This window comes from Pseudomonas sp. GW531-T4 (genome assembly GCF_017349615.1).
Classification (GTDB): domain Bacteria; phylum Pseudomonadota; class Gammaproteobacteria; order Pseudomonadales; family Pseudomonadaceae; genus Aquipseudomonas; species Aquipseudomonas chlororaphis_I.
The window spans coordinates 1-20895 of the sequence record NZ_JACMZT010000051.1 but is presented as its reverse complement, the minus strand read 5'-3'; the positions used below and the strand labels follow the sequence as shown (position 1 = coordinate 20895).

The following is a 20895-nucleotide window of genomic DNA, read 5'->3' as shown; positions in this document are numbered from 1 at the left end:
CTTGTAGCCGCTGCCGAGCTTGCGAGGCTGCGTACGAGGTGGGCGGCATTCCGACGCAGTCCTCGCTGATCCGGTGCATGCGGACTGTCTGGGAGGATGGGGTTGCCTGGTTTGCGGCCGCTGCGCGCCCGGGCGCAGCCTCGCAAGCTCGGCAGCGGCTACAGGGTTACGGGGTCGGCTTCTTGAAGACGTAGAACAGGTTCGGCTCGCTGACCAGGTACAGGGTGCCGTCGTCGTCCATGGCAATGCCTTCGGCCTGCGGCACCGTGGCCTGCAAACCTTGCCGCCCCTTGCGCAGCGACATGGTGCTCAGGGGCCGGCCATCCACATCCAGTTCCAGCACCAGCCACGACTCATCCGACAGCGCCAGCAGATGCCCGGTGCGCTCGTCGTATTGCAGGCTGGACAGGTCACGCACGAACAACCCGGCATCGCGCTTGGGGTTGTTGACCACATGCACCGCGTAGGACTTCTCCGGGTCGTAATGCGGGAAGCCCTTGACCTCGTAGATCAGCATCGGGTCGCGTTCCTTGGCGACGAACAGGCGCTTGCCCACCGAATCGTAGGCCAGGCCCTCGAAACCCTTGTTGCCGCTCATGTGCACACCCAGGGTCATCTGCTCGGCGTCCGCCGCGTCGAGGAACACCGTGTCCTCCTCCAGATGAATCTTGATCAGCCGCTGCTGGCGCTCGTCGGTAATCACGTAGGTGTCGGCGCTGATAAACTCGACCGCTTCCGGATCGCCAAAACCGGTCAAGGCGATGCGCCGCAGGATGCGCCCGTCGAGCGACAGTTCGATCAGCTCGGCATTCTTGTTGGTCACGGTGAACAGGCTTTTGCGCACCGGGTCGTAGGTCAGCGCCGAGACATCATCCAGACCTTCGATCTTTTGTGCTTCGAGACTCACCCGATAGCCATCCAGGCCAATGGCATCAGTGTTGACCGGCTGCGACATGACCCGCCAGTTGAACCACAGGCGCTCGAAGTACCGGTGGTGCTGCCCGGCAATGCCCAGCAGCACCAGCACGATAAAACACAGGAGGAGGAACAGCGGTTTGGGATAGGCGAGTCGACGCATGCTGGCAAGCTCAAATACAAATCAGGCGGATGAAATATCACAGCCGGATGAATTTAAACTTAATCGCAACGGGCGTATGCCAGATTATGGCCTTTTGCCGCCAGAAACTGCTGAATCAGCGCTTCTCAAAGCGATAGAACAGGTTGGGTTCGCTGACCATGTACAGGTTGCCCTGCTCATCCATGGCCACGCCCTCGGCCCGCGGAATGGTGTCTTTCAGGCCGTTGAAACCGCCCAGCAAGGTCATGAAGCTGACCTGCTCGCCGGTTTCGTCCAGCTCCAGCAGCATGTGCGAGTCGGCGGACAGCACCAGGGTATGACCGGTGCGTGGGTCGATGCTCAGGGCGGACAGGTTGCGCAGGTCCAGCTCATCGCTTTCCAGCTTCTGCTTGTCGCCCTTGAGGGTCTGGCTGCCGTCGCTGTTCCAGGTGAACAGCGCCGGCGGACGCTCCTCGCCCAGCAGCAACTGCTGCTTGCGCGGGTCCCAGGCCACGGCTTCGAACGCCTTGTTCTGGTCCTGAGAAGGCCCCAGGTCGTATTTCGGGAAGTCGGAAATGTTCAGCTCGCGGGTATTGGCATCCACCTTGACGATGGTCAGTAGGTGATCGCGCTCGTCGACGATCCCCAGCAGGCCGTTCTCCATGACCGTCACCCCCTCCGGGTTGCTCCAGCCCACCAGCGGCATCTTGCGCAGCACATCGCCCTGCAGGTTCAGCTCGACCAGGAACGGGTTCTTGCCCATCACCGAAAACAGGGTCTTGGTCTGCGGGTTGTAGGCCAGGTCGGAGGCCTCGTCCTTCTCCATGCCCGGCAGCACCTTGGCGTCGATCACCGCGCGGTAATCCGGCAGCCAGACACTTTCCTGGCGCTCGGCCGGAGTTTCGAAACGCTCCAGCACCCAGAGCAGGCCACGGTCGTCCCAGTGCATGGCGATCGCGACGCCATAGCTCACGATGCCCGCCAGCAACAGCCAGGAATACCAGCGCATGTGGAACAAACCGCGACGACGAACCGTTTGAAGCTCGGGGGTGTGAGGCATGGACATGGGGAGCGCGTTCCAGAAAACCAGCTATGGGTAATAGCACATCGGGGCAGACTCAGACGTCTGTAATCGGAAAATTATCCAGAACGGATGTGAAAAAAACGGCAAAGGGTCTGAAACGCCCCAGATGCCGGTACTTTCGCTGAAGAGGCCCGCCCATTGCAGGCGAGCCTCGCGTCGAAAACCGGCTGGATCAGCTGACGCGACTTTCGAAGCGGCTGACGCCCGGCAGCTCCAGCACCAGCTCATCGCCTACGTTCAACGGCCCCACACCCACCGGCGTGCCAGTCAGGATCACGTCGCCCGCCTGCAGGGAGAAGCAGCCGGCCATGTACTGGATCATCGGGACGATCGGGTTGAGCATGATGCTGCTGTTGCCGTCCTGGCGGACTTCGCCGTTGATGGTCAGGCGAATATTGATGTCGGTCAGGTCCGGGAAGGTGCTGCCGACCACGAATGGCGCCAGCACGCAGGCGCCGTCGAAGCACTTGGAGATTTCCCAGGGCAGCCCCTTGGCCTTGAGCTCGGCCTGCTTGTCGCGCAGGGTCAGGTCCAGGGCCGGGGCGAAACCGGAGATGGCATCCAGCACTTCTTCGCGGCTGGGCTTGGTCGACAGCGGCTTGCCGATCAGTACCGCGATTTCCGCCTCGTAATGCACGGAGCCACGTTCGGTGGGGATGGCAAAGCCGCCTTCCAGCGGCACCACGCAACTGCCCGGCTTGATAAACAGCAGCGGCTCGGTCGGCACCGGATTGTCCAGTTCCTTGGCGTGCTCGGCATAGTTGCGCCCGATGCACACGATCTTGCCGACCGGGAAATGAATACGGGTACCGTCGACATACTGGTGCTGATAGCTCATTACCGACTCCTGCTCGTTTGGTTCATCAGGTACCGCTGCTTGAGTGACCCTGGGGTCAAACAGCGAAAATCTTGCCCGGGTTCATGATGCCGTTCGGGTCGAACACCGCCTTGACCGCCTTCATGTAATCGATTTCCACCGGCGAACGGCTGTAGGTCAGGTAATCGCGCTTGGTCATGCCCACGCCGTGCTCGGCAGAAATCGAGCCGTTGTACTTCTCGACAGTTTCGAACACCCACTTGTTGACGGTGGCGCACTTGGCGAAGAACTCGTCCTTGCTCAGGTCATCCGGCTTGAGGATGTTCAGGTGCAGGTTGCCGTCACCGATGTGGCCATACCAGACCACTTCGAAGTCCGGATAGTTTTGCGCGACGATCGCGTCAATATCCTTCAGGAAAGCCGGCACCTTCGACACGGTGACCGAAATGTCGTTCTTGTACGGTGTCCAGTGCGAGATGGTTTCGGAGATGTACTCGCGCAATTTCCACAGGTTCTGCAGTTGCTGCTCGCTCTGGCTCATCACGCCGTCCAGCACCCAGCCCTGCTCCACGCAGTGCTCGAAGGTGGCCAGGGCGTCGTTGGCCACGTCCTCGTTGCTGGCTTCGAACTCCAGCAGCACATAGAACGGGCAATCGGTCTCGAATGGCGCCGGCACATCACCGCGGCCGAGGATCTTGGCCAGGGCCTTGTCGGAGAAGAATTCGAAGGCGGTCAGGTCGAGCTTGCCCTGGAAGGCATGCAGCACCGGCATGATCGAGTCGAAATCCGGAGTCCCGAGCACCATCGCCGTGAGGTTGTTCGGCGCGCGCTCCAGGCGCATGGTGGCCTCGACCACGAAACCCAGGGTGCCCTCGGCACCGATGAACAGCTGGCGCAGGTCGTAGCCGGTGGCGTTCTTGACCAGGTCCTTGTTCAGTTCCAGCAGGTCGCCCTTGCCGGTGACCACCTTCATCCCGGCCACCCAGTTGCGGGTCATGCCGTAGCGAATCACCTTGATCCCGCCGGCATTGGTGGCGATATTGCCGCCAATCTGGCTGGAACCGGCGGAAGCGAAGTCCACCGGGTAATACAGGCCGTTTTCTTCGGCGCGGTTCTGCAACTGCGCGGTCACCACGCCCGGCTGGCAGACCGCGGTGCGGTCGGTCAGGTTCAGGTCGAGGATCTGGTTCATGTAGTCGAAAGACACCACCACTTCGCCATTAGCTGCCACCGCCGCGGCCGACAAGCCGGTACGGCCGCCGGACGGCACCAGCGCGACCTTGTGCCGGTTGGCCCAGCGCACGATGGCCTGGACCTGCTCGATGGTCTTGGGAAAGACGATGGCGCTCGGCGCCGGCGCGAAGTGCTTGGTCCAATCCTTGCCGTAAGCGTTCAGGGAGTCGGCGTCGGTCAGGACCTTGCCAGCCTCGACCAGGGTCTTCAGCTCATCAATCAGCGCAGGATTGGTCATCGACAGAACTCTCGAACAATTCATGGTCATCCTGAGAACGCTTCACGTCGCAGGAACGAGTGTTTCGCGGGGTCCGTATGCTAGCATACGACCCCCCGCAGAATAGTGCCGAAGGGCGTTCTGCGGCGACGGCTTTCCTGCCGTCCGGGTCAGCATCTGTTGACCATTTCCTGCCATTTTTCTCCGGGACACAGGTTTACGCAGATGAGCAAGACTTCTCTCGATAAGAGCAAGATCAAGTTCCTTCTTCTCGAAGGCGTCCACCAATCGGCTGTCGACGTCCTCAAGGCCGCGGGCTACACCAGTATCGAGTACCTCACCGGTTCTCTGCCGGAAGCCCAGCTGAAGGAAAAGATCGCTGATGCGCACTTCATCGGCATTCGCTCCCGCACCCAACTGACTGAAGAAATCTTCGATCACGCGAAGAAGCTCGTTGCTGTTGGCTGCTTCTGCATCGGCACCAACCAGGTCGACCTCGACGCGGCTCGCGAGCGCGGCATCGCGGTGTTCAACGCACCGTACTCCAACACCCGTTCCGTAGCCGAACTGGTGCTGGCCGAAGCGATCCTGCTGCTGCGCGGTATCCCAGAGAAGAACGCCTCCTGCCACCGTGGCGGCTGGATCAAGAGCGCGGCCAACTCCTTCGAGATCCGTGGCAAGAAGCTGGGCATCGTCGGCTACGGCTCGATCGGCACCCAACTGTCGGTCCTGGCCGAAGGCCTGGGGATGCAGGTGTTCTTCTACGACACCGTGACCAAGCTGCCACTGGGTAACGCCACCCAGGTCGGCAACCTGCACGAGCTGCTGGGCATGTCCGACATCGTCACCCTGCACGTTCCGGAAACCGCTGCCACCCAGTGGATGATCGGCGAGAAGGAAATCCGCGCCATCAAGAAAGGCGGCATCCTGATCAACGCCGCGCGCGGCACCGTGGTCGAGCTGGACCACCTGGCCGCGGCGATCAAGGACAAGCACCTGATCGGCGCCGCCATCGACGTGTTCCCGGTGGAGCCACGCTCCAACGACGAAGAGTTCGAAAGCCCGCTGCGTGGCCTGGATAACGTGATCCTGACCCCGCACATCGGTGGCTCGACCGCCGAAGCCCAGGCCAACATCGGCCTGGAAGTGGCGGAGAAGCTGGTCAAGTACAGCGACAACGGTACTTCGGTATCGTCCGTGAACTTCCCGGAAGTGGCCCTGCCGGCTCACCCTGGCAAGCACCGCCTGCTGCACATCCACGAGAACATCCCGGGTGTGATGAGCGAGATCAACAAGGTCTTCGCCGAAAACGGCATCAACATCTCCGGTCAGTTCCTGCAGACCAACGAGAAGGTTGGCTATGTGGTGATCGACGTCGACGCCGAATACTCGGAGCTGGCGCAAGAGAAGCTGCAACACGTCAACGGCACCATCCGCAGCCGCGTGCTGTTCTAAGCGCTCGCTGGCAATGAAAAAGGGAGGCCCTGGGGCCTCCCTTTTTATTTACAGGCAGTTATTTACAGGCAGTTTTTGCCGTCCGCACTTACTTGACGGTGATGGTGATCTTTTCCGAAACGATTGGCGGGTCGAACGGCACGTGGTTCTTGTCGCCCAGCTCCAGCTGCAGGGTGTGCTTGCCCGGGGCCAGGGTCAGTTCGGTTTCGGTCTGGGCCTTGCCGAAGTGGATGTGCTGGGCGTCGGCCGGGATCGGCATGTTTTCGGCCGGCAGCTTGTCGACGTCGACCAGCAGGTGGTGGTGCCCGGTGTGCGGAGTCTGGTCGCCGGCGGGCGCCAGGGAGATGTCGCTGACGCCGAACTTGACCTTGAAGGTCTTGGCCACGGTATCGCCATTGACCGGGGTGACGATAAAGACAGAAGCGCCTTCCGGCGCCTTGGTGCGAGGAATATCCGCCGCAGAAGCCAGCATCGAAGCCCCCAGCATCAGGCCGGCCAATGCAGCACGAGATATAAAGGTTTTCATTCTATTCTCCAGTTTTTCCGCAAAATCGGTACGGTTATGACAACTTCGTGGCATATCGTTGTCGAAGGGCAATCAACACCATAGCAAAGCGAGCCTGAACAGCGCATCGCACATATAAATTCAAGGAGTGACCATGCGTTTCCTGCCTGGCCTGATACTTTTGCTACCTCTTGTGAGCACTTACGCTCAAGCCGAACTGATCGACGATGTGAATGACCGCGGGGAACTGCGTATCGCCCTGGAAGCCAATACCCCACCCTTCAACTTCAAGGACGACGGCAAGCTCACCGGCTTCGAAGTCGAGCTGGGCCAACTGCTTGCCCGCGAGCTGGATGTGCGGGCGGACTTCGTGGTCACCGACGCCGCCGACCTGCTGCCAGGCGTCGAAAGCGGCCGCTACGACATCGCCATCAATCACATAGCAATGACTCCAGAACTCAAGGATCGTTTCGACTTCAGCGAGCCTTACAGCTATTCCAGCGCACAATTGATCGTACGCAAGGAAGAAGAGCGCACGCTGGGCAGCCTGCAGGCGCTCCAGGGCCAGGCACTGGGCGTGGCCCAGGGCAGCCAGTTCGTCGAGCAGGCGCGCACCGTGGAAGGCATCGACCTGCGCAGCTACCCGAACGCCCAGCAGCCGATCAAGGATGTGGCGGACAAGCAGCTCGACGCCGCCATCAGCGACCGCCTGCTGATCCCCTACGCCATCCGCGACAGCCGCCTGCCGGTGAAGGAAGGCGCCAAGGTCGGGCCGACCCTGAGCCTGGCGATCCCGTTCCAGAAAGGTAATCCGGCGTTCCAGGCGAGCCTCGACGGCGCGCTGCAGCGCATCAAGGCCGATGGCCGGCTGATGGCGTTGTCGGAAAAATGGTTCGGCATGGATGCGAGCAAGCCACCCAAGCCTTGATGCTGTAATCGCTGCAGAAGGCTGCGGCTGCGCAGAAGGTGATATCGCTGAAGTCCTGCGGACCTTTCGCAGCCTGCGGCAGCGGCTACAGGGGCGTTAGAGCGAGGCCAGGGCCGCGGCGGCCTCGGCCAGTTCCAGCTCGCTGAAGACTTGCACCCCGGCGCGCTTGAGCAAGGCGGCGGTGACGCCCTCGCCGCTGACCTTGACCCCACTGAAGCTGCCGTCGTAGGTCAGCAGGTTGCCGCACGACGGGCTGTTGGCCTTGAGCACGGCGATGCGAATCCCGTGTTCGCGCACCAGTTCCAGCGCCTGCCGGGCACCGCTGAGGAATTCGGCGCTGACATCTTCGCCCTCGGTGGTGATGACCTGCGCCAGGCCATCGAGCACTTCGCCGCCCTGCCCTCCGGGTATTTCCGCCGCCGCCCGTGGCGTTGGCAGGCCGCCGGCGACTTCCGGACACAACGCGACCACCCGCCCTTCGGCCTGCCAGCTCGCCAGTTGATCGAACGGCCCGCTGGCGCCACCGTCGTAACGCACGCGGTGGCCCAACAGGCAGCGACTGACCAGGATCTTGTGCATGATCAGAACGGCTCGTTGCCGCGCCGGCGGAACCAGCCCGTCAGGGACAGGCGCTCGCGGGTCGCGGGCAGGACTTCATGGGGCACCTCGCCGGAGAGGAACACCACCAGCCGGCCTCCAGCGGGATCCACGTCGTATTCGCTTTCGCCATCGAAGTACATGCGCAGTTGCCCGCCCTGCTCCGGCAGCCAGTCCTGGTTGAGGTAGATCACCGCCGACACCATGCGCCGGTCATCGTCGCGGAAACGGTCGACGTGCTTGAGGTAGAACGCACCTGGCGGGTACAGCGCGAAATGGCTTTCGAAGTCTTCCAGGCCGAGGAACAACCCACGGTTCAGCGCCTCGCGCAGGCTGTCCATCAAGCCCAGGTAGGTATCGCAGCAGTCGGCCTGGCCGGGCTCGAGCCACTGGATGTGATCGCCACGGATCCCCTCGCGAATCTCCTGCGCCGGGCCACGGCCAACCGCCGCCGGCGCCAGCTCACCTTCGGCCGCGCGCTTGCGGCACTCGGCCGCCAGCTCCAGGGTCAGGGCTTCTGGCAGGAAGATGTTCTGCTGCGACCAGCCACGGGTGGCCAGGTCATCGACAATGCGTAACAGCAGTGGGTGATCAGAGGGTATTTGCATGGCGCGCATAGTATCCACACCCAGATGAATCCGACAGATCATCTCGATAATTCTGACCAAGCAGCCTGGCGCTGTCTCTGTTCGTCGTTCGATCGGACAGTTTGCGTACTGAACCTGATACGAATTCTCGACAACCATCGCCTTGCCCCGGAGAATAGTGGGCTGCCGACAGGAGTCCTTATGCGCCGTTTGCTTTTTTCACTGTTGATGTTCTGTGTATTGCCCGCCTGGGCAGACGGCCACGACCAGTTGTACAAGGTCGCCGGCTGGCCGGAACAACGTGCGCATTTCAACGATGCCCTCACCGCCGCCCAGCAGCGTTACCAGAGTAGCCTGCCGCCAGCGGTCTATCAGGCGCTGGTCAATAACAGCAACCAGCGCTTCGCCCCGCAGGCCATGGACCGCCGTGCCCAGGCGCAGTTGCGGCAGAACCTCGCCGACCCGAAACCGGCCCTGGCGTTTTTCCAGTCGCCGCTGGGGCGCAAGATCGTCGCCGCCGAACTGCTGGCGACCCGCCGCGACCAGTTGGCGAAAAATGCCCAGGGCCTGCCGAAGATGCAGGCCAGCGACACCCGTCAATTGATCATCGGCCACCTGGCCCAGGCGCTGCCGGCCCGTGAAGCCGGCGCGGAAGTCAGCCTGGCGATCGCCGGCGTGGCCGCCGACAGCCTGAGCCAGATGATCCCCGGCCTGCTGGGGGCCGGCCAGGCGCAGAACATGCTCAATGGCCAGCGCCAGCGGCTGATGGCGCAGATCGGCAACGACCTGAACAACACCCTGCTGTACGTCTATCGCGACCTGTCCGACCCGGAGTTGGAAGAGTTCGCCAACTTCGCCGAATCCGCCGAAGGCAAGGCCTACTATCAAGCCGCCCTGGCCGCGATCCGCGCCGGGCTGGCTGTCGGCCAGAGCACTTCCAGCCTCGCACCCTAAGCGTCTGTTGTAGCCGCTGCCGCAGGCTGCGATCGACCGGTACGGTCGCGGCGATCTTGTGACCGCTGAGGTCCTTCGGACCTATCGCAGCCTTCGGCAGCGGCTACAGATGCTGGTTGAGGAAAGCGAAGTACTCCTGGCGAATGCGCGCCGCCTCGTTCGCCAGGTGATGCCGCGCCTCGGGCAGCATCAGCACCTGGGGCTGCTGGAACTTCTGCCGGATCACCTGCAGGTTGTGCTGCCAATCCACCGTCATGTCCGCCTGCCCCTGAACGATCAAGAGCTGCCGACTGCTGCGCGGGGCCAGCTCGATGCGCTTGATCCATTGCGCCAACGCCCCGACCCAGGCGGTCGGCAGGCGCAACGGCTGCAACGGGTCGCGCTGCAGGAACGGCAGGAAATCGGGATCGGTGGAGTTCTCGCTGAAGCGCCGGGCGATGCCTTTGACGAAAGGCCGGAGCATGTAATAGCTGAGCTTCGACCAGCCCCAGGCACGCGGGCGTACCAGCGGCGACAGCAGGATCACCTGGCCCTGGGCCGGGCTCTGGGCACCCTGGTTGAGCAGGTGATCGATCACGATCGCACCGCCCGTGCTTTGCCCGCACAGGTGCCAGGGCTGCGGCAGATCGAGAGACCGGGCCTCGCCGAACAAGCCTTGCAGCACCGCCTGGTACACCGCGAAATCATCGATGCTGGCGCGCTCGCCGCTGGACAGGCCGTGGCCCGGCAAGTCGCAGGCAATCACCGCCCACTGCCGCTCCAGCGCCCACTCGATCACATGCCGGTACAAGCCCATGTGATCGTAGAAACCGTGCAGCAGAAACAAGGTCGCCACCGGCTGTTCGGGCCACCAGACCTGGCCGACCACGTCAAAACCGCCGACCGAAAAACGCCCCAGCCCACGCTTGACCGGCAGATCCAGCCCATAGAAACGCTGATAGGCCTGCGCCTGGGCCGAGAGCGGCTGCGCCTCGGCCAGGGGCCGCAGGCTGGCGCGCAGAAGGTCGGGGTCGAAGGTCGCAGACATAAGGGTTTTCCCAGGGTGGCGCGGAACGCGAAACAGGCTTTATCGGCCTGCGATATTCATCTGTCGGGGCAAGCATGGCAAGCTACGCGACCTTCGAGGAATGATCCGTATGCGTCTGCCCTACCGCACGACCCTGCTTGCCAGCCTGCTCGCCCTCCTGTGCGCCGGGGTGCTGTGGGTCGCCTACGACTGGTTCCAGGGACGTTTCCTGCGGACCTTCAGCGAACACACCGCGGTATTTTCCGGCGACCCGCTGCAACTGCCTCCTGGCCTAGCCGGCGAAGGCGCCATCCGCCTGGTGCACTTCTGGGACCCGGCCTGCCCGTGCAATGTCGGCAACCAGCAGCACCTGGCCGAGCTGATCGAGCACTACGGCCCGCAGGGCGTGGAGTTCTACTCGGTGCAGAAGGCCGGCAGCCACGGCCAGTTGCCCGCCACCCTGAGCCGCCTGAAAGTCCTCGACGGCCTGCCCGGCTCGGAGCAGATCCCCGCCAGCCCGGCCGTGGCGATCTGGGACCGCAACGGCACCCTGGCCTATTTCGGCCCCTACAGCGAAGGCCTGACCTGCAACTCCAGCAACAGCTTTATCGAACCTATCCTCCAGGCCCTGCACGAAGGCCGTACGGTGAGCGCCACCCACACCTTGGCGGTGGGCTGTTATTGTCCATGGCCGAAACAGACGGATTAAGGCATTCCTGACTTTTCCCAGACAGCGGATGCCCGGCACAGAAGGCCTGTGCTAAATGTTTGCCTTCCCCCACGGCAGGCAAATCGCAGAAAGAACAAGGAGTCACCATGAAACGCAGCCTGACCGTACTCGTCGTCCTGATCCTCGCCATCGCCGCGGGTGGGGGCTGGTACCTGTACAGCAAGCAGCCGTCGCGTCAGGGCCAGGTCGAGCTGGAGCGCCTACAGGGCTCGGTCACGGTGCGTTACGACGAACGCGGCGTGCCGCATATCCGCGCGGAAAACGAAACCGACCTGTACCGCGCGCTGGGCTATGTCCACGCCCAGGACCGGCTGTTCCAGATGGAAGTCATGCGGCGCCTGGCCCGTGGTGAGCTGGCCGAGATACTCGGCCCCAAACTGCTCGACACCGACAAACTGTTCCGCAGCCTGCGCATCCGCGAGCGCGCCGACAGCTACGTCGCCGGGCTGGACCGCCAGTCACCCGCCTGGAAGGGCCTGCAAGCCTACCTGGATGGGGTCAACCAGTATCAGAACAGCCACCCGCAACCGATCGAGTTCGACGTCCTCGGCATTCCCAAGCGCTCCTTCACTGCCGAAGACAGCATCAGCGTCGCCGGCTACATGGCCTACAGCTTCGCCGCGGCCTTCCGCACCGAGCCGCTGCTGACCTATGTGCGCGACCAACTCGGCAGCGACTACCTGAAAGTCTTCGACCTCGACTGGCAGCCCAAGGGTGCCCTGGCCAAGGGCCGTGGTCCGCTGGCGCCAAGCCTGGCCGCCAGCGACTGGCAGGACCTGGGCGCCATCGCCCGGCTGAGCGAACAGGCCCTGGCCGACGCCGGCCTGCCGCAATTCGAGGGCAGCAACGCCTGGGCGGTGTCCGGCACCCGCACCAAGAGCGGCAAGCCATTGCTGGCCGGCGACCCGCACATCCGCTTCGCGGTGCCGTCGGTGTGGTACGAGGCCCAACTGTCGGCGCCGGGTTTCGAACTCTACGGTCATCACCAGGCGCTGGTGCCCTTCGCCTTTCTCGGCCACAACCTGGACTTCGGCTGGAGCCTGACCATGTTCCAGAACGACGACCTGGACCTGATCGCCGAGAAGGTCAACCCGAACAACGCCAACCAGGTCTGGTACCGCGGCAAGTGGGTCGACCTGGTCAACAGCGAGCAGCAGATCGCGGTGAAGGGCCAGCCGCCGGTTACCCAGATCCTGCGCCAGTCGCCCCATGGCCCGATCATCAACGACGTGCTCGGGGCCAATGCCGGCAAGACGCCGATTGCCATGTGGTGGGCCTTCCTCGAGACGCCGAACCCGATCCTCGACGGCTTCTACCAGCTCAACCGCGCCGACACCCTGGCCAAGGCCCGCAGCGCCGCGTCCAAGGTCCAAGCGCCGGGCTTGAACATCGTCTGGGCCAACGCCAAGGGCGATATCGGCTGGTGGGCCGCGGCGCTGTTGCCGAAACGGCCGATCGGCGCCAAGGGCGCGTTCATCCTCGACGGCAGTACCTCGCTGGCGGACAAAGAGGGCTTCTACCCGTTCAGCGCCAACCCGCAGGAAGAAAACCCGGCGCGCGGCTATATCGTTTCGGCCAACTTCCAGCCGGTCTCGCCCACCGGCATGGAAATTCCCGGCTACTACAACCTCGCCGACCGCGGCCAGCAACTGGACCGCCAGCTCAGCGACAAGAGCGTAAAGTGGGATATCGAAGCCAGCCAGAAACTCCAGCTGGGCACCACCACCGCCTACGGCCCGCGCCTGCTGGCGCCGCTGCTGCCAGTGTTGCGCGAAGTGGTGAGCGACCCGCAGGAACTCAAGCTGGTGGAGCAACTGGCGCAGTGGAAAGGCGACTACCCGCTGGACTCCACCAGCGCCACCCTGTTCAACCAGTTCCTGTTCAACCTCACCGACGCGGCCTTTCACGACGAGTTGGGCGACGCCTTCTTCGACACCCTGCTGTCCACCCGGGTGATAGACACCACGCTGCCACGCCTGGCCGCCTCCGCCGACTCGCCCTGGTGGGACAACCGCAACACGCTCGGCCGGGAAAGCCGCGCCGACACGGTCAGGGTTGCCTGGCGCGCTAGCCTCGCTCATCTCAAGGCGACCTTTGGCGACGACTCGAGCAAATGGCTGTGGGGCCAGGCGCATACCCTGACCCACGGCCACCCGCTGGGCCTGCAGAAACCCCTGGACCGGGTTTTCAACGTCGGCCCGTTCGCCGCGCCGGGCACCCACGAAGTGCCGAACAACCAGTCGGCGAAGATCGGCCCGGCGCCCTGGCCGGTGACTTACGGCCCTTCGACCCGGCGCCTGATCGACTTCGCCGACCCGGCCCACAGCCTGACCGTCAACCCGGTCGGGCAAAGCGGTGTGCTGTTCGACAAGCACTATCAGGACCAGGCCGAGGCCTATATCGAAGGGGTGTACCAGCAGGCGCACTTCAACGAAGAAGAAGTCATGGCCAATACCCACAGCACCCAGAAACTGTTGCCGGCGCGGGTGGCACAGTAAGCCTCACGGTGAACGATGCATAACCTGCAAGAGCCAGCTTGCTGGCGAAGCGGCGGCGGCGGCGGAAAACGATGTGCTGGATGCCAAGACCCGCGAGCCGAAGCGCTTTCGAAGCTATCACTGTAGCCGCTGCCGCAGGCTGCGATCGACCGGAACGGTCGCAGCGGTCTCAAGGTCGCCGAGGTCCTTCGGACCTATCGCAGCCTGCGACAGCGGCTACCCCCGAAAACGACATCGCCCCTGAACAGGGGCGATGTCTTGTCACGGTCAAAGCCTTCCGGCTGTTGCCTATCAGGCCGCTTCCGGGGCCTGTGCGCGGCGCACGTCCGGCTGTTTCCAGGAATCGGCCGCGGCCTCTTCGATGGCTTGCTGGATGGCGCGCTTGCGGCGCTCTTCGGCCTGACGGCTGAAGTACCAGACCAGGAAGGTCACCAGCGACACCGCCAGCAGGATCAGGCTGGCCACGGCGTTGATCTCCGGCTTCACGCCGAGGCGCACCGCCGAGAACACTTCCATCGGCAAGGTGGTGGAACCCGGGCCGGAAACGAAGCTCGCCAGCACCAGGTCGTCCAGGGACAGGGCGAAGGACATCATGCCGCCCGCCGCCAACGAGGGCGCGATCATCGGGATGGTGATCAGGAAGAACACCTTCCACGGCCGTGCCCCCAGGTCCATGGCCGCCTCTTCGATGGACAGGTCCAGCTCACGCAGGCGCGCCGACACCACCACCGCTACATAGGCGGCGCAGAACGTGGTGTGGGCAATCCAGATGGTGACGATGCCACGCTCCTGCGGCCAGCCGATCATCTGCGCCATGGCCACGAACAGTAGCAACAGCGACAGGCCGGTGATCACTTCCGGCATCACCAGCGGCGCGGTGACCAGGCCGCCGAACAGCGTACGGCCCTTGAAGTGGGTGATACGGGTCAGCACGAAGGCCGCCAGGGTGCCCAGGGCCACCGCGGCAATCGCGGTGTAACAGGCGATCTCCAGGGAGCGCACCACCGAGCCCATCAACTGCGAGTTGTCCAGCAGGCCGACGTACCACTTCACCGACCAGCCGCCCCAGACCGTCACCAGCTTGGAGGCGTTGAACGAGTAGATCACCAGGATCAGCATCGGCAGGTAGATGAATACCAGCCCCACCACCAGCATCAGGTTCGAGAAACTGAAGCGCTTCATTCCTTGCCCTCCATTTCTTTGGCCTGACTGCGGTTGAAGAGGATGATCGGCACAATCAGGATCGCCAGCATCACCACTGCCAGGGCCGAGGCCACCGGCCAGTCACGGTTGTTGAAGAACTCTTGCCAGAGCACTTTACCGATCATCAGGGTTTCCGGACCGCCGAGCAGTTCCGGGATCACGAACTCGCCGACCACCGGGATGAACACCAGCATGCAGCCGGCGATGATGCCGTTCTTCGACAGCGGCACGGTGATTTTCCAGAAGCTGTTGAAGGTGCTCGAACCCAGGTCCGAGGCGGCTTCCAGCAGGCTGGTATCGTGCTTGACCAGGTTGGCGTAGAGCGGCAGGATCATGAACGGCAGGTACGAATAGACCACGCCGATGTACACCGCCAGGTTGGTGTTGAGGATCTGCAGCGGCTCGTCGATCAAGCCCATGCCCATCAGGAAGCCGTTGAGCAGGCCGTTGTTGCTGAGGATGCCCATCCAGGCGTAGACGCGGATCAGGATCGCGGTCCAGGTCGGCATCATGATCAGCAGCACCAGCACGGTCTGCAGCTCTTTGCGGGCGCTGGCGATGGCATAGGCCATCGGGTAACCGATCAACAGGCACAGCAGGGTGCTGAAGAAGGCCATCTTCAGCGAGCCGAGGTAGGCGGCGATGTACAGTTCGTCGTCGCCGAGCATCGCGTAGTTGCCCAGGTTGAGCAGCACCTGCAGCTTCTGGTCGATGAAGCTGTAGATCTCGGTGTACGGCGGAATGGCCACGTCTGCTTCGGCGAAGCTGATCTTCAGGACGATGAAGAACGGCAGCATGAAGAACAGGAACAGCCAGAGGAACGGGACCCCGATGACCATCTGGCGGCCACCGGGAATTATTCGATTGAGGCGGCGCTTGAGCTTTCGCATGTTCATGAGCGCAGTACCACGCCGCTGTCGTCTTCCCACCAGACGTACACCTGGTCGCCCCAGGTCGGCCGCGCGCCGCGACGCTCGGCGTTGGCCACGAACGACTGCACCAGCTTGCCGCTCGGCAGCTCGACGTAGAACACCGAGTGCCCGCCCAGGTAAGCGATGTCGTGCACCTTGCCGCTCGACCAGTTGTATTCGCAGGTCGGCATGTCCGGGGTCACCAGGAGTTTTTCCGGGCGGATGGCGTAGGTCACCGACTTGTCCTGCACCGAGGTGCTGATGCCGTGGCCCACGTAGATGTTGCGATCCAGGTCCTTGCAGGTGATGGTCGCGTGGCCTTCGGCGTCGTCGATCACTTCACCTTCGAAGATGTTGACGTTGCCGATGAATTCGCAGACCAGGCGGCTGGTCGGGGTTTCGTAGATGTCGATCGGGCTGCCAATCTGGGCGATCCAGCCCAGGTGCATGATCGCAATACGCTCGGCCATGGTCATGGCCTCTTCCTGGTCGTGGGTCACCATCACGCAGGTCACGCCGACGCGCTCGATGATCTCCACCAGCTCCAGTTGCATCTGCGAGCGCAGCTTTTTATCCAGCGCGCCCATCGGCTCGTCGAGCAGCAGCAGTTTCGGCCGCTTGGCCAGGGAACGGGCCAGGGCCACGCGCTGGCGCTGGCCGCCAGAGAGCTGATGCGGCTTGCGCTTGGCGTACTGGCTCATCTGCACCAGCTTGAGCATCTCGGCCACGCGGGCATCGATCTCGGCCTTGGGAATCTTGTCCTGCTGCAGGCCGAAGGCGATGTTCTGCGCCACGGTCATGTGCGGGAACAAGGCGTAGGACTGGAACATCATGTTGATCGGCCGCTCGTAGGGCGGCATGTCGGTGATGTCCACACCGTCCAGGTAGATGCGCCCCTCCGTGGGCCGTTCGAACCCCGCGAGCATGCGCAGCAAGGTGGACTTACCCGAGCCAGAACCGCCGAGCAGGGCGAATATCTCGCCTTTCTTGATTTCCAGGGACACGTCGTCCACGGCAATCGTCTCGTCGAACTTCTTCGTGACCCGGTCGATCTTGACCAACACCTGCTTCGGTGTCTGGTCGCCCTCGAGGGCTTTCTTGTAGGCGCCGGAGGCAACTGCCATTTACGAAACTCCCAACAGAATTTGCAGTTCGCCCCATGCGGGCGAACTCTGGATAGTTTGAGCGATTGACGCTATTTGCCCGACTTGACCTTGGTCCAGCTGCGGGTCATGAGTCGTTGGATCTTGGGCGGCAACTCTGAGTTGACGTACAGCTTGTCGACAATTTCCTGCGCCGGGTAAACCGCTTCGTCCTTGCGCACCGACTGGTCCATCAGCTCACCCGCCTTGGGGTTCGGGTTGGCGTAGCCGACGGAGTCGCTGACCTGGGCGATCACCTCAGGCTTGAGCAGGTAATTGATGAAGGCATGGGCCTGCTTGACGTTACCGGCGTCCTTGGGAATGGCCAGCATGTCGAACCAGAGGTTGCCGCCTTCCTTGGGGATCACATAGGCGATCTCGATGCCCTTGCCGGCTTCGGCGGCGCGCGCCTTGGCCTGGAACACATCGCCGGAGAAGCCCGCGGCCACGCAGATTTCGCCATTGGCCAGGTCGGAGATGTATTTCGAGGAGTTGAAGTAGGTCACGTAAGGCCGCACCGCCAGCAACTTGGCTTCGGCCTTCTTGTAGTCGTCGGGGTTCTGGCTGTTGGGGTCCAGGCCCATGTAGTTGAGTACCGCCGGGAGCATTTCATCGGCGGAGTCGAGGAAGGCGACGCCGCAGCTCGACAGTTTCTTGATGTTTTCCGGTTCGAACAGCATGGCCCAGGAGTCGATCTTGTCCACGCCCAGCGCGGCCTTGACCTTCTCGACGTTGTAGCCGATGCCGTTGGTGCCCCACAGGTAAGGCACGGCGTACTGGTTGCCCGGGTCGTTCTTCTCCAGGCGCTTGAGCAGCACCGGGTCGAGGTTCGAATAGTTGGGCAACTGCGCCTTGTCGAGTTTCTGGAACGCCCCGGCCTTGATCTGCTTGCCCAGGAAGTGGTTGGACGGCACGACCACGTCATAGCCGGTACGACCGGCGAGCAACTTGCCTTCCAGGGTTTCGTTGGAGTCGAACACGTCGTACAGCGGCTTGATGCCGGTGGCCTTTTCGAAGTCCGCCAATGTGCTCTGACCGATATAGTCAGACCAGTTATAAATATGCACGGTTGGCGCGGCATAGGCGCTGACGGCCAGCGTCAGCCCGGCGCCCACCAGCATGGCTTTGCGAAATAAAGAAATAGGCAAGTGGAGGTCCTCTAAACAATTGGGCCTGAGTTGCCCGCACTACATGACAGCCAAGAGCTGCCCAGCAACAAAACCGGCGCGCAACTTACCTTCGATAAACCGATCCAGCAAAACTTTCTGTCATTTAATTGCACCGCTGACCGCCCTCGCGGGGACGACGGCCAGCGGTTGCTGCCTCAAACCGGCTTATTTGCCGGATTTGATCTTGGTCCAGCTGCGGGTCAGCTCACGCTGGGTAGCGGCCGGCAGATCGGCGATCGCATACAGCTTGGCCTGCACGTCGGCTGGCGGGTAGATGCCTGGATCGCTGGTGATGTCTTTTTCCACCAGTGCCGTTGCGGCGGCGTTGCCGTTCGGGAAACGCACGGCGTTGGTGATGCTGGCCATGACTTCAGGCTTCTGCAGGAAGGTCATGAACTTGTAGGCGCCCTCGACGTTTTCCGCATCCTTGGGGATAGCGACCATGTCGTAGAAAGTGCCGGCGCCTTCTTTCGGAATGGCGTAGCTGACTTTCACCTTGTCGCCGGCTTCGGCGGCACGGGACTTGGCCTGCTGCACGTCACCCGAATAGCCGACCGCTACGCAGATGTTGCCGTTGGCCAGGTCCGAGATGTACTTGGAGGAGTGGAAATAGGTGATCGAAGGACGAATCTTGAGGAACAGCTCTTCGGCTTTCTTGATGTCGTCTTTCTTCTGGCTGTCGGTCGGCAGGCCCAGGTAATGCAGGGCGACCGGGATCATTTCGGTTGGCGAGTCGAGGAAGCTCACGCCGCAGCCCTTGAGCTTGGCAATGTTCTCGGGCTTGAGCAGGGTGTCCCAGGAATCGATCTTGTCGACGCCCAGCGCAGCCTTGACCTTCTCCGGGTTGTAACCGATGCCGATGGAACCCCACATGTATGGGAAAGCGTGCTTGTTGCCCGGGTCACTGACCGAAACCGCCTTGAGCAGATCCTGGTTCAGGTTTTTCCAGTTGGGCAGCTTGGAGACGTCCAGCTCCTGATAGACACCGGCCTTGATCTGCTTGGCCAGGAAGTTGTTCGACGGCACGACCACGTCGTAACCGGACTTGCCTGCCAGCAGTTTGGCTTCCAGGGTTTCGTTGCTGTCGAAAACGTCGTAGACCACCTTGATCCCGGACTCTTTCTCGAAGTTCGCAATGGTGTCGGGGGCGATGTAGTCGGACCAGTTGTAAACGTGCAGCACCTTGTCGTCTGCCTGGGCCACTGCCGCCATCGCGCCCATCAGGGACATGGCGAGGAGGGTCTTGCCAGCTTTCTTCATACCTATTGCCTTCATGCGTCATGCTCCAATTATTCTTTTTAACCTTGTGTTCAGCGACCGGTTGCCAGGCAACTAAAAACAGGCGGTAGTCTGGCAAGTTCCAAGGCGGGCTTTCAACAAAAGACCCAGCCTTTATGGCCGCCCCGAGCGAAGTACCACGGGGTACTTCGCTCAGAGCCTAGCACTTAGCCCTGCAACGCACTCAAGGTCAGGTCCAGGCACTTGCGGGCCTTGCTCACCAACTCATCGATCTCCTCCTTGGTGATCACCAGGGGCGGAGCAATGATCATGGTGTCGCCCACGGCGCGCATGATCAGGCCGTTGTCGAAGCAGAACTGCCGGCAGATCATGCCGACGCCTTTTCCGACATACCGCGCACGGGTGGCCTTGTCCTGAACCAGCTCGATGGCGCCCAACAGGCCGACTCCGCGAACCTCACCCACCAGCGGGTGATCGTTCAGTTCCCGCAGACGTTTCTGCAAATAAGGTGCCGTTTCTGCCTTGACGCGCTCGATAATTTTCTCGTCGCGCATGATGCGGATGTTTTCCAGGGCCACGGCGGCGGCCACCGGGTGCCCGGAATAGGTGAAACCGTGGTTGAAATCGCCGCCCTCGTTGAGCACCGCCACCACTTCGTCGCGCACGATCAGGCCACCCATGGGGATGTAGCCGGAGGTCAGGCCCTTGGCGATGGTCATCATGTCCGGCTTGAGGTCGTAGAAATCGCTACCGAACCACTCACCGGTACGCCCGAACCCACAGATCACCTCGTCGGCGACGAACAGGATGTCGTACTTGGCGAGGATCTCCTTGATCCGCGGCCAGTAGCTTTCCGGCGGCACGATCACGCCGCCCGCGCCCTGGATCGGCTCGGCAATGAAGGCACCGACGTTGTCGACGCCGAGTTCGAGAATCTTCTCTTCCAGCTGGTTGGCCGCCCAGATCCCGAACTCGTCCGGGGTCATGTCGCCGCCTTCACCGAACCAGTAAGGCTGCGGGATATGCACGATGCCTGGGATCGGCAAGTCGCCCTGTTCGTGCATATAGGTCATGCCGCCCAGGCTCGCGCCGGCCACGGTGGAACCGTGATAGCCGTTGACCCGGCTGATGATGGTTTTCTTCTTCGGCTGGCCCTTGATCGCCCAGTAGTGGCGAACCATGCGCAGCATGGTGTCGTTGCCTTCGGAGCCGGAACCGGTGAAGAACACATGGTTCATGCCCTGCGGGGCAACATCGGAGATGGCCTTGGCCAGTTCCAGCGCCGGCGGGTGAGCGGTCTGGAAGAACAGGTTGTAGTACGGCAGCTCGCGCATCTGCTTGCTGGCGGCTTCGGCCAGTTCTTCGCGGCCGTAACCGATAGCCACGCACCACAGCCCGGCCATGCCGTCGAGGATCTTGTTGCCCTCGCTGTCCCAAAGGTAAACGCCCTCGGCATTAGTGATGATCCGCGGCCCCTTCTCCTTCAACTGCTTGAAGTCGCTGAAGGGTGCCAGGTGGTGCTCGCTGCTGAGGGTTTGCCACTCACGGGTTTGCGGGTTGTTG

19 protein-coding genes are annotated in these 20895 nt (G+C 62.4%); 5 read left to right on the top strand and 14 right to left on the bottom strand.

Annotated elements, in window-relative coordinates; translation table 11 throughout:
• Positions 1-166 precede the first annotated feature (166 nt).
• The 4 genes from J4D28_RS27135 to J4D28_RS27120 form a co-directional block, all read right to left on the bottom strand.
• Positions 167-1078 carry an SdiA-regulated domain-containing protein gene (locus tag J4D28_RS27135; protein WP_009051361.1) on the bottom strand — a complete coding sequence of 304 codons (912 nt, stop codon included), beginning with the start codon at positions 1076-1078 and terminating at the stop codon, positions 167-169.
• Between the two features lie 115 nt (positions 1079-1193).
• A complete protein-coding gene (locus tag J4D28_RS27130) occupies positions 1194-2123 on the bottom strand; it encodes an SdiA-regulated domain-containing protein (RefSeq protein WP_038636014.1) in 930 nt (309 codons plus the stop codon).
• A 190-nt stretch (positions 2124-2313) separates the two neighbouring features.
• Positions 2314-2979, bottom strand: coding sequence for a fumarylacetoacetate hydrolase family protein (locus J4D28_RS27125; RefSeq protein ID WP_028683527.1), 666 nt, complete (start codon positions 2977-2979; stop codon positions 2314-2316).
• Positions 2980-3034: 55 nt separating this feature from the next.
• Positions 3035-4429, bottom strand: a complete 1395-nt coding sequence (locus tag J4D28_RS27120; RefSeq protein ID WP_016702901.1) for an FAD-binding oxidoreductase — start codon at positions 4427-4429, stop codon at positions 3035-3037.
• Positions 4430-4633: 204 nt separating this feature from the next.
• Here J4D28_RS27120 and serA point away from each other — a divergent pair, with 204 nt between their 5' ends.
• On the top strand, positions 4634-5863 hold the full coding sequence (serA, locus tag J4D28_RS27115; RefSeq protein ID WP_007932850.1) for a phosphoglycerate dehydrogenase: 1230 nt from the start codon (positions 4634-4636) through the stop codon (positions 5861-5863).
• Between the two features lie 88 nt (positions 5864-5951).
• Here serA and J4D28_RS27110 read toward each other — a convergent pair whose 3' ends face one another.
• Positions 5952-6389, bottom strand: a complete 438-nt coding sequence (locus J4D28_RS27110; protein WP_009051365.1) for a DUF4399 domain-containing protein — start codon at positions 6387-6389, stop codon at positions 5952-5954.
• Between the two features lie 133 nt (positions 6390-6522).
• Here J4D28_RS27110 and J4D28_RS27105 point away from each other — a divergent pair, with 133 nt between their 5' ends.
• Positions 6523-7296 (top strand): transporter substrate-binding domain-containing protein, encoded by a 774-nt coding sequence (locus J4D28_RS27105; protein ID WP_041985003.1) that lies wholly within the window; start codon positions 6523-6525, stop codon positions 7294-7296.
• Positions 7297-7392: 96 nt separating this feature from the next.
• On the opposite strand, the gene J4D28_RS27100 is transcribed toward J4D28_RS27105, so the two are convergent.
• Positions 7393-7875, bottom strand: a complete 483-nt coding sequence (locus tag J4D28_RS27100; protein WP_016702899.1) for a DUF523 domain-containing protein — start codon at positions 7873-7875, stop codon at positions 7393-7395.
• A gap of 2 nt (positions 7876-7877) precedes the next feature.
• The gene (locus J4D28_RS27095) at positions 7878-8510 is read right to left on the bottom strand and encodes a 2OG-Fe(II) oxygenase (protein ID WP_009051368.1); all 633 of its coding nucleotides are present in this window, start codon (positions 8508-8510) and stop codon (positions 7878-7880) included.
• A gap of 171 nt (positions 8511-8681) precedes the next feature.
• Here J4D28_RS27095 and J4D28_RS27090 point away from each other — a divergent pair, with 171 nt between their 5' ends.
• Positions 8682-9434 carry a DUF2059 domain-containing protein gene (locus tag J4D28_RS27090; protein ID WP_009051369.1) on the top strand — a complete coding sequence of 251 codons (753 nt, stop codon included), beginning with the start codon at positions 8682-8684 and terminating at the stop codon, positions 9432-9434.
• Between the two features lie 103 nt (positions 9435-9537).
• On the opposite strand, the gene J4D28_RS27085 is transcribed toward J4D28_RS27090, so the two are convergent.
• A complete protein-coding gene (locus tag J4D28_RS27085; protein ID WP_038636009.1) occupies positions 9538-10461 on the bottom strand; it encodes an alpha/beta hydrolase in 924 nt (307 codons plus the stop codon).
• A gap of 109 nt (positions 10462-10570) precedes the next feature.
• Here J4D28_RS27085 and J4D28_RS27080 point away from each other — a divergent pair, with 109 nt between their 5' ends.
• Both J4D28_RS27080 and J4D28_RS27075 read left to right on the top strand, forming a co-directional pair.
• On the top strand, positions 10571-11149 hold the full coding sequence (locus J4D28_RS27080) for a DUF6436 domain-containing protein (protein WP_016702896.1): 579 nt from the start codon (positions 10571-10573) through the stop codon (positions 11147-11149).
• Positions 11150-11256: 107 nt separating this feature from the next.
• Complete coding sequence (locus J4D28_RS27075; RefSeq protein ID WP_103330873.1) at positions 11257-13668, top strand: penicillin acylase family protein; 2412 nt, start codon at positions 11257-11259, stop codon at positions 13666-13668.
• A 291-nt stretch (positions 13669-13959) separates the two neighbouring features.
• Here J4D28_RS27075 and J4D28_RS27070 read toward each other — a convergent pair whose 3' ends face one another.
• From J4D28_RS27070 to J4D28_RS27045, 6 genes are all read right to left on the bottom strand, one after another.
• Positions 13960-14850, bottom strand: coding sequence for an ABC transporter permease subunit (locus tag J4D28_RS27070; RefSeq protein WP_009046085.1), 891 nt, complete (start codon positions 14848-14850; stop codon positions 13960-13962).
• The gene (locus tag J4D28_RS27065) at positions 14847-15728 is read right to left on the bottom strand and encodes an ABC transporter permease subunit (protein ID WP_172833407.1); all 882 of its coding nucleotides are present in this window, start codon (positions 15726-15728) and stop codon (positions 14847-14849) included. Before J4D28_RS27065 ends, J4D28_RS27070 begins: the two co-directional genes overlap by 4 nt.
• 35 nt (positions 15729-15763) lie before the next feature.
• Positions 15764-16906: an ABC transporter ATP-binding protein gene (locus J4D28_RS27060; RefSeq protein WP_007928322.1), complete on the bottom strand. Its 1143-nt coding sequence runs from the start codon at positions 16904-16906 to the stop codon at positions 15764-15766.
• Between the two features lie 71 nt (positions 16907-16977).
• Entirely contained in the window at positions 16978-18072 is a 1095-nt protein-coding gene (locus tag J4D28_RS27055) for a polyamine ABC transporter substrate-binding protein (RefSeq protein WP_009051375.1), read from the bottom strand.
• Between the two features lie 186 nt (positions 18073-18258).
• Positions 18259-19353 carry a polyamine ABC transporter substrate-binding protein gene (locus tag J4D28_RS27050; RefSeq protein ID WP_016705051.1) on the bottom strand — a complete coding sequence of 365 codons (1095 nt, stop codon included), beginning with the start codon at positions 19351-19353 and terminating at the stop codon, positions 18259-18261.
• 185 nt (positions 19354-19538) lie between these two features.
• Positions 19539-20895 (bottom strand): aspartate aminotransferase family protein (locus J4D28_RS27045; RefSeq protein WP_207246484.1); only part of this gene is annotated, 1357 nt, incomplete at its 5' end.